Annotated in this window: 9 protein-coding genes; 2 read left to right on the forward strand and 7 right to left on the reverse strand. The window is 64.7% G+C overall.

Going from position 1 to position 7,240, the window contains the following annotated elements; all coding sequences use genetic code 11:
- The 7 genes from AC2VOG_RS15415 to AC2VOG_RS15445 form a co-directional block, all read right to left on the reverse strand.
- Nucleotides 1–199: DUF6084 family protein (locus AC2VOG_RS15415; protein ID WP_486940744.1), on the reverse strand; the 199-nt coding region annotated here is incomplete at its 3' end.
- Nucleotides 196–822 (reverse strand): DUF5947 family protein, encoded by a 627-nt coding sequence (locus AC2VOG_RS15420; protein WP_486940745.1) that lies wholly within the window; start codon nucleotides 820–822, stop codon nucleotides 196–198. The genes AC2VOG_RS15415 and AC2VOG_RS15420, both read right to left, overlap by 4 nt.
- Nucleotides 823–871: 49 nt before the next feature.
- Nucleotides 872–1,813 carry a NifU family protein gene (locus AC2VOG_RS15425; RefSeq protein ID WP_486940746.1) on the reverse strand — a complete coding sequence of 314 codons (942 nt, stop codon included), beginning with the start codon at nucleotides 1,811–1,813 and terminating at the stop codon, nucleotides 872–874.
- A gap of 3 nt (nucleotides 1,814–1,816) precedes the next feature.
- The gene (locus AC2VOG_RS15430) at nucleotides 1,817–3,616 is read right to left on the reverse strand and encodes a nickel-dependent hydrogenase large subunit (protein WP_486940747.1); all 1,800 of its coding nucleotides are present in this window, start codon (nucleotides 3,614–3,616) and stop codon (nucleotides 1,817–1,819) included.
- A gap of 39 nt (nucleotides 3,617–3,655) precedes the next feature.
- A complete protein-coding gene (locus tag AC2VOG_RS15435; protein ID WP_486940748.1) occupies nucleotides 3,656–4,711 on the reverse strand; it encodes an NADH-quinone oxidoreductase subunit B family protein in 1,056 nt (351 codons plus the stop codon).
- Nucleotides 4,712–5,048: 337 nt separating this feature from the next.
- Entirely contained in the window at nucleotides 5,049–5,819 is a 771-nt protein-coding gene (gene hypB / locus AC2VOG_RS15440; protein ID WP_486940749.1) for a hydrogenase nickel incorporation protein HypB, read from the reverse strand.
- A 12-nt stretch (nucleotides 5,820–5,831) separates the two neighbouring features.
- Nucleotides 5,832–6,167, reverse strand: a complete 336-nt coding sequence (locus AC2VOG_RS15445; protein ID WP_486940750.1) for a hydrogenase maturation nickel metallochaperone HypA — start codon at nucleotides 6,165–6,167, stop codon at nucleotides 5,832–5,834.
- Between the two features lie 205 nt (nucleotides 6,168–6,372).
- Between AC2VOG_RS15445 and AC2VOG_RS15450 the strand changes: the two genes are divergently transcribed.
- Nucleotides 6,373–6,576: a zinc transporter Slc39a7 gene (locus AC2VOG_RS15450; RefSeq protein ID WP_486940751.1), complete on the forward strand. Its 204-nt coding sequence runs from the start codon at nucleotides 6,373–6,375 to the stop codon at nucleotides 6,574–6,576.
- A 209-nt stretch (nucleotides 6,577–6,785) separates the two neighbouring features.
- A complete protein-coding gene (locus AC2VOG_RS15455; RefSeq protein ID WP_486940752.1) occupies nucleotides 6,786–7,028 on the forward strand; it encodes a DUF6400 family protein in 243 nt (80 codons plus the stop codon).
- The last annotated feature ends 212 nt before the right edge of the window (nucleotides 7,029–7,240 follow it).

Consider the following 7,240-nt stretch of genomic DNA (forward strand, 5'->3'; position numbering starts at 1 on the left):
CTGCTTCGTCGTCGGAGTAGCCACGTCGCAATGGTTCGATGCGGACTTGGCAGCGCAGCGCGATCGCGTGCACGGGCTCGTCGTCGGGTGCCGAAACGCGCACGCGCGCAGTCAAGGTCGGCACAGCCGCGTAGGGCTCGGGTATCACGTCCAGGACGGTGAACGCCAGCCCGCTGGTCTGGGTGGTGGGGCTGGTCATCGGCGTCGCTCCGCACTGCGGGCGGCCAGCTGGGCGAAGAACGCGTCGATGAATGCGCGCGCCTCTTGCCCGCCGTCGAAGCCGCGCCACAACATCCGCAGCCCTCCGACGAACTCGTAGCAGGCATCGATCGGGACCAGATAGCAGTCGGGCTGTTGGTCGTCGCGGACTCGTACCAGCAGTGCCTCGACGTCGTCGGCGAGCAGGGCCACCCTCGGGTCAGCCGCGTTGATCGCGGTCCACGCCTCGAGGTCGAGATCGGACTCGGTTGCCCCCGCCGGTCCCGGATAGAACGCGACAGTGCGATCCAGCGCGGAATTGCGAAAGAAGAACGCCAGGCCGACCGGGATCTGCAGCAGTTCCCAGGTGCGGCGATCAAGCGCGAAGTCGGGAAAAGACAGGTAACGGTCGGGCACCGAGCGGTAGCGCAGCTGCGCGTGGCTGTCGGTGAACAGCAGATAGCAGCCACGGCATACGCACATCAGTTGCCGCCCTGCCACATTCACCACGTGCTGATGCTCGTCGGCAATGCCCTCCGAGCACATTTCGCAGCGCTCGCCGGCTGGCTGCGGTGCCCGCCGGTTGTTGGTGATTCGACTCAGCACGTCGTAGGCGCTACTCATCGGCGGCGCTTCTCCTCACCGCTGCGCTCCGCATCGTCGCCACCGCAGGTCATGCCGGCGCGCCCAACGGCTCGGCCGATACCGCTATGGACAGCACGCCGTCACGCAGTAGCAGTGGGATGGGATCGAGGTGTCGCGCCGGGCCTCCGGCCAGCTCGTCGAGCCCTGCCCCGGCGTGCACGACGTCGAAATGCGCGCGGCAGCGCGGACATCGCAGCACCGGATCGCCACCCGCGGCTCGTCGGTGCAGCGCCGCGCCGGCCAACGATCCGTCGCAGGCGGGGCAGTGGTCACGATAGGCATACAGCTGGTCGCCCACCCGGCAGGCCAGCACCAAGGCGCCGGCCACTGAAAAGCCGCCGACCTCGCCGGGGACCAGATCGGCCACCGCCGGCAGCGGATGCCACGCCGTCGAGGCGCCGCCGTTCGCATGTGCCCTGGAATGGACGTGGGCCAACAGTGATTCCGCCGGAATCACCGTCGCCGACTCGGCTGCCGCGGCTTCGGGTGCCACCACGTCAATCGACGAAACCTCCGGTGCAGCAGCGCGAATCGCGTCCTCGACGGCCAGCTCCAGCGTCACCGCCGACGACGGACAACTCTTGCAGCTACCGGCGAACGCAAGCTGCACGGCGTCGCCGACGATGTCTAGCAGATGCACATCGCCGCCGTGTGAGCCCAGGTACGGTCGGACCCGGTCGAGTGCGTCGGCAACCCGGCGACGCAGGTCGTGCGGATGCAGGCCGTGCACGAGCAGCAGGCTGGCGACCAGGTCGTCGGTGGCCAGCCGCTCTATCGCCGGCTCGTCGATCAGTGCGACGATCCGAGCCAAACCCGCACCGTAGAGATCGACGACCTCGCAAACCAAGTGCTCGGCGCGCTCACGCGCCACCGTCCCGCCGGCCGACGTCGCATCCAAGAGCGTCTGGATCCGATCGCCCGCCGAGCGCCACAGCGCGTCCCCCTCCAACTCCTCGGGGCGATCAGCCATCTATCACTCCCCGGTCGCCGCTTGCGTCGGTGAGTGCAGCCGCTGCAGCGTCTTGCCCTTGCCCAGGTACATGTGCACACCACAAGGCAGGCAGGGGTCGAAGCTGCGCACCGTGCGCATGATGTCAATGCCCTTGAAATGCTCCCGGTCGTTCTCCTCGAAGATCGGTTGTCCTTGCACCGCATCCTCGTAGGGGCCTGGTGTGCCAAAGCTGTCGCGCGGGTTGGCATTCCACGGGGTCGGCGGGTACGGGTGGTAGTTGGCGATCTTGCCGTCGCGAATAACCATGTGGTGGCTCAGAACTCCGCGCACGGCCTCGGTGAAGCCGCAGCCGATGCCGTCTTTGGGCACGTCGAAGCGCTCCCAGGTCTTGGTGCGACCGGCCCGAATTTCGGCGAGTGCTTTCTCGGCGAAGTGCAACGCGCACGCGGCCGCATAGGCCTGGAAATAGGTCCGCGCCCGGTCGCGCTCGATGGTGTTGGACCCGTGCTGGGGGATTTTCCACTCGAACTCGACCGGCCCCTTGAGCGCAGTCTTGGGCAGGTTGATCTGCACCGAATGGCCAGTGGATTTGACGTAGCCGATGTCCACCAGGCCGGCCAGCGCGGTCGACCACAGCCGGGCGAGCGGGCCGCCGCCGGTGTCCAGAGCCAGGTGATCCTTGCCGTCGAACCAGCGCGGCGACATCACCCAGCTGTACTTGCCGCCGTCCATGTCCCGTTTCTGCGGATGCGGGTTGGTGTGCTGGTTCCACGGATGGCGCCGATCCACCGGATTACCCAACGGATCGGTCTTGACGAACATCTCCTGTTCATTCCAGTCGTCGTAATACGAACTGCCCAAAAGGATCCGGATGCCGAGATTGATGTCGACCAGCGAGTGCGTGACCAGCTTGCCGTCGACGACGACGCCGGGCGTGACGAACATGGCGTTGCCCCAGCGCTCCATGTCCTTGTAGTCGAAGTTGCACACGTCGGGGTCCTGGAACGAGCCCCAGCACCCCAACAGCGTGCGCCGCAGGCCCACCTGCTCGTAACCCGGTAGCGCTTCGTAGAAGAAGTCGAAGAGATCGTCGTGCATGGGCACGACCTTCTTCATGAATTCCACATAACGCATCAGCCGGCTCATGTAGTCGGTCATCAGCTGAATGGTCGCCACGGTGCCGACCCCGCCGGGATAGAGCGTGGACGGGTGCACGTGGCGACCCTCCATCAGGCAGAACATCTCCCGCGTGTACCGACTGACTTGCAGCGCCTCGCGGTAGAACTCGCCGCTGAACGGGTTGAGCGAGCGCATGATGTCGGCGATGGTCTTGTATCCGTGCGCGCCGGCCTGCGGTGCCGGGGTGTTCTCGGCTTTGGCCAGCACACTCGGGTTGGTCTCGGCGACCATCTTCTCGCAGAAGTCCACGCCGACCAGGTTCTCCTGGAAGATGTTGTGGTCGAACATGTACTCGGCAGCTTCACCGAGGTTGACGATCCATTCGCCCAGATGCGGCGGCTTGACCCCGTAGGCCATGTTCTGCGCATAGCAGGAACAGGTGGCGTGGTTGTCGCCGCAGATGCCGCAGATGCGGCTGGTGATGAAGTGGGCGTCGCGAGGATCCTTGCCTTTCATGAAGATCGAATAGCCGCGGAAGATCGACGACGTCGAGTGGCACTCGACCACCTCGCGGTTCTCGAAGTCGATCTTGGTGTAAATGCCGAGGCTGCCTACGATCCGGGTGATCGGATCCCAGGCCATCTCGACGAGTTGGCCGGGCTCGCGCTTGGCGTGGGACGGCTCGGGGATGATCGTTGTCATCGGAGTTTGCTCCCTAATTTCGAGCTGAGATGGTGCGCGTTACCAGGTGCGGCGAGCGCCCGTGGTGAGTGTGTCGCCCTTGTGCCGCCAGCGCGGCTCCTTGTCCAGAGTGCGGTTGGTGATGCCGCGCAGACTGCGGATCACCGAGCCGTACAGACCCGATGCCGTGGTAGACACCTTGCCGCCCGGGGGTTCGTCCATGAATGGCATGAACTTGTCCGGGAACCCGGGCATCGTGCATCCGATGCAAATGCCGCCGACGTTCGGGCAGCCGCCGATGCCGTTGATCCAGCCTCGCTTGGGAACATTGCATTTCACCACTGGACCCCAACAGCCAAGTTTGACAATGCATTTCGGTGATCCATACTCTTTGGCGAAATCGCCCTGCTCGTAATAGCCGGCCCGGTCACAGCCCTCGTGCACCGTGTTGCCGAACAGCCACTGGGGCCGCAGCGCCTCGTCGAGCGGGATCATCGGCGCCTGCCCGGTCGCCATGTACAGCAGGTAAGTGAGGGTCTCGGACAGGTTGTCCGGGTGGATTGGGCAGCCCGGCACGCAGACGATCGGAATACCGGCTTTGCTCTTCCATTCCCAGCCCAGATAGTCCGGAACGCCCATGGCGCCGGTCGGGTTGCCCGACATCGCGTGGATGCCACCGTAGGTGGCGCACGTTCCGACGGCGACCACCGCTGTCGCCTTGGGAGTGAGCCGGTCGAGCCACTCACTGGTGGTCATCGGCTGCCCGGTGGCCGGGTCGTTGCCGAACCCGCACCAGTACCCCTCGTTCTTGATGGCCTCGTTGGGAATTGATCCTTCGACGACGAGCACGAACGGTTCGAGTTCGCCGCGGTCGGCTTTGAAGAACCATTCGAGGAAGTCGTCGGCGCCGCCGGTGGGGCCGCACTCGAAATCGATCAGCGGCCAGTGCACGGCGATCTTGGGCAGACCGGGTAGTGCGCCGAGCGCGATCTCCTCGATACTGGGTTGGGTGGCGGCAGTCAGCGCCACCGAATCGCCGTCACAACTGAGACCCGCATTGATCCATAGGACGTGAATCAATGTTTCTTCGGCTTTGACTGCTGCTTGTGTTGGCATACCGCAGCTTTCCGGGACCTGGGCTAGAGGTCCCTGTGCCGCGGGAGTCGACCATCGGCCCGCTTACGCGGCGCTATTCCCTGGGTTTACTCTCGCCCCATTACCTTGTCAACGGTGTTCTGGCAAATTCGATGGCCACGTACGGGTTTCCGGATTTCTGCCTGATTTCGGTAACCAGGCGCGTATCGTTGCGGTCCGACCGCCGTCGCGCCACATCGTCGATGCGTGGTGTTGCGTAACATATCAGCCGTCTTGCGAATCAATTGCATGTGTTGGTATTTCGGCGGATTACGGTCAGGCGTCCCCGGCGCGTTTGCGAGACGAAACCGCGACGCGCTCAGGTCGCTGAGCCCGCCGCGAACTGTCGCAGCCAAGCGAACCAATCGGCCATGCCGGCACCCGTGCGGGCGCTGACAGGCAAAATCGCCGCTGTGGGATTGACTTGGCGGACACGGGCGATGTAGGACTCGAGATCGACGTCCAGGTAGGGAACCAGATCGATCTTGTTGAGCAGCACCACGTCGACGGCACGGAACATCACCGGGTACTTCAGCGGCTTGTCGTCGCCCTCGGTCACCGAATAGACCATCGCCTTGGCGTGTTCGCCCACGTCAAACTCGGCCGGGCAGACCAGATTGCCCACGTTTTCGATGATCACCAGGTCGAGTCGGCCCAGGTCCAGTCCCTGCAACGCGCGGTCGACCATGGGCGCGTCGAGGTGGCATTCGCCGCCGAATCCATTGCCGGTGTTGAGCAGCGATATCTGGGCGCCCCGGCCACCGAGTTTGGCGGCGTCGAGGTCGGTGGCGATGTCGCCCTCGATCACCCCGACGGCGACCTCGCCGGCAAGTTCGTCGAGGGTGGCCTGCAACACCGTCGTCTTGCCGGAGCCCGGCGAGCTCATCAGGTTGATGGCACGAACGCCATTGTCTTCAAACGCAGTTCGGTTGGACACGGCGCGTAAATCGTTCTCCGCGAAAATCGCCTCCAGCACCTCGACACGCTGCGTACCTGTGTGGTAGCCGCCGTGATCGCCGTGCTCGTGAGCGTGATCGCCGTGCTCGTGGGCATGCACGGTTCCGTCGTCGTGGCGATGAAATCTACCCATCGTCAACACCTTTCACGAGACATCCAATGACGTCACCAAAAATTCGTCGCCGCGCAGCACCTCGACGTCGGCGCTCTGGCAACGCGGGCACAGCAACGACCACTGCGAGGTGATCGCCGACTCGTCGCCGCAGGACCGGCAGCGCACCTCAGCGGTGACGAACTCGAGTTCCAACTCGGCGTCGGGCATGTCCTCGTAGTCCCGGAGCAGCGTCCAGCAAAACGACAGCGACTCGGGAACCACCTGGCGCAGCGCGCCGATCCTGACGCGTACCACGTCCACGTGGCGACCGTCGGCGTACGGTTTGACCACGCCGGCGATTGCCTCACACAGCGAAAGCTCGTGCACGGCCGATCACCGCCGAGTCCCGAAGCTCCGGCACCTGGGGCCCATGCGCACTGTTCTACACCCCGGGCGCCGCCCGGGGATGCAGACTGGACAGGATGCCGCCCATCCCACCGCTGCGGCTTGTTTCCGCGGCGGACCGAAAGAGCACAATAGGATGCGGCTCACAGCACACATCGCCGAGATCACACGTAGCAGGGAGACGACAGTGGCAGACCCGCAACACAGTCACGACGAAGCACACACCCACGACCACAGCCACGGCGAAGGCACGCACGCGCACCCGCATACCAGCCACGAGCACGAGCACTTCGAGCACGACCACGACCACACCCACGCTGACGGGACCGAACACACGCATCCGCATGTGCATCAAGCCGACCTAGAGCACGAGCACAACCACCCGCATTAGGCGGCGGCGCCCGCGAAGTCGGTCGGCGATGATTGCGCGTCGTCGCACCGACGCGGGTGCTCTACGCGCCCGCATCGCCTGCGTGTGGAACAACTGTGATCAACCTCAACCGCCGAATGTGGCGCAGGCCATTGCCGACCGCGAGCGCGACCGCCGACCCTGAAAGCTCGACATGTCGGCACTTCGACATGTGGGAACAGGGAGAACACGTGGCTGCCGAGCGGGATCAGCTGATATGCGCATACGACCTGACTCTTGACGAGGCGCGCCGCCGAGCCGCCGTCCTCGAGGCGATCGGGGACGACTGGGACCCGGTGGAAGTGCTGGCCCAGGAGGATCGCGCATACGCGATGCTGTACTCGAATCTCGACGACGACCAGCAACGTGTCTACGACGACCTGGTGGCAGCTGGAGTGCTTCCGGATCGGGTGGCCGGCCGTGTTCCCGATTGATCCCACCGCTGATCGGTGTCGCCGCGCCTGGTTCGGCTGTCCGCAGTGCCGACATGGCGCCGAGTGCACTGACTGCCAGATCAGCCGCAATTGCGCTACCCACTGGCAGTTACTACTGGGCAATCAGGGCTGGCTACTGCACCTGCAATGCCCTGACTGTGGCCATCTGTGGTCGATCGACAGCAAACCGCGCCGTCGGTCGTCGACCAGCG

It is taken from the genome of Mycobacterium sp. TH-M11 (assembly GCF_057473725.1).

Bases quoted from the DNA above. Each gene is read 5' to 3' on its own strand.
- hypB (WP_486940749.1), bottom strand. From the start codon at position 5,819: ATGGGTAGATTTCATCGCCACGACGACGGAACCGTGCATGCCCACGAG.
- AC2VOG_RS15425 (WP_486940746.1), bottom strand. From the start codon at position 1,813: ATGGCTGATCGCCCCGAGGAGTTGGAGGGGGACGCGCTGTGGCGCTCG.
- AC2VOG_RS15435 (WP_486940748.1), bottom strand. From the start codon at position 4,711: ATGCCAACACAAGCAGCAGTCAAAGCCGAAGAAACATTGATTCACGTC.
- AC2VOG_RS15420 (WP_486940745.1), bottom strand. From the start codon at position 822: ATGAGTAGCGCCTACGACGTGCTGAGTCGAATCACCAACAACCGGCGG.
- AC2VOG_RS15430 (WP_486940747.1), bottom strand. From the start codon at position 3,616: ATGACAACGATCATCCCCGAGCCGTCCCACGCCAAGCGCGAGCCCGGC.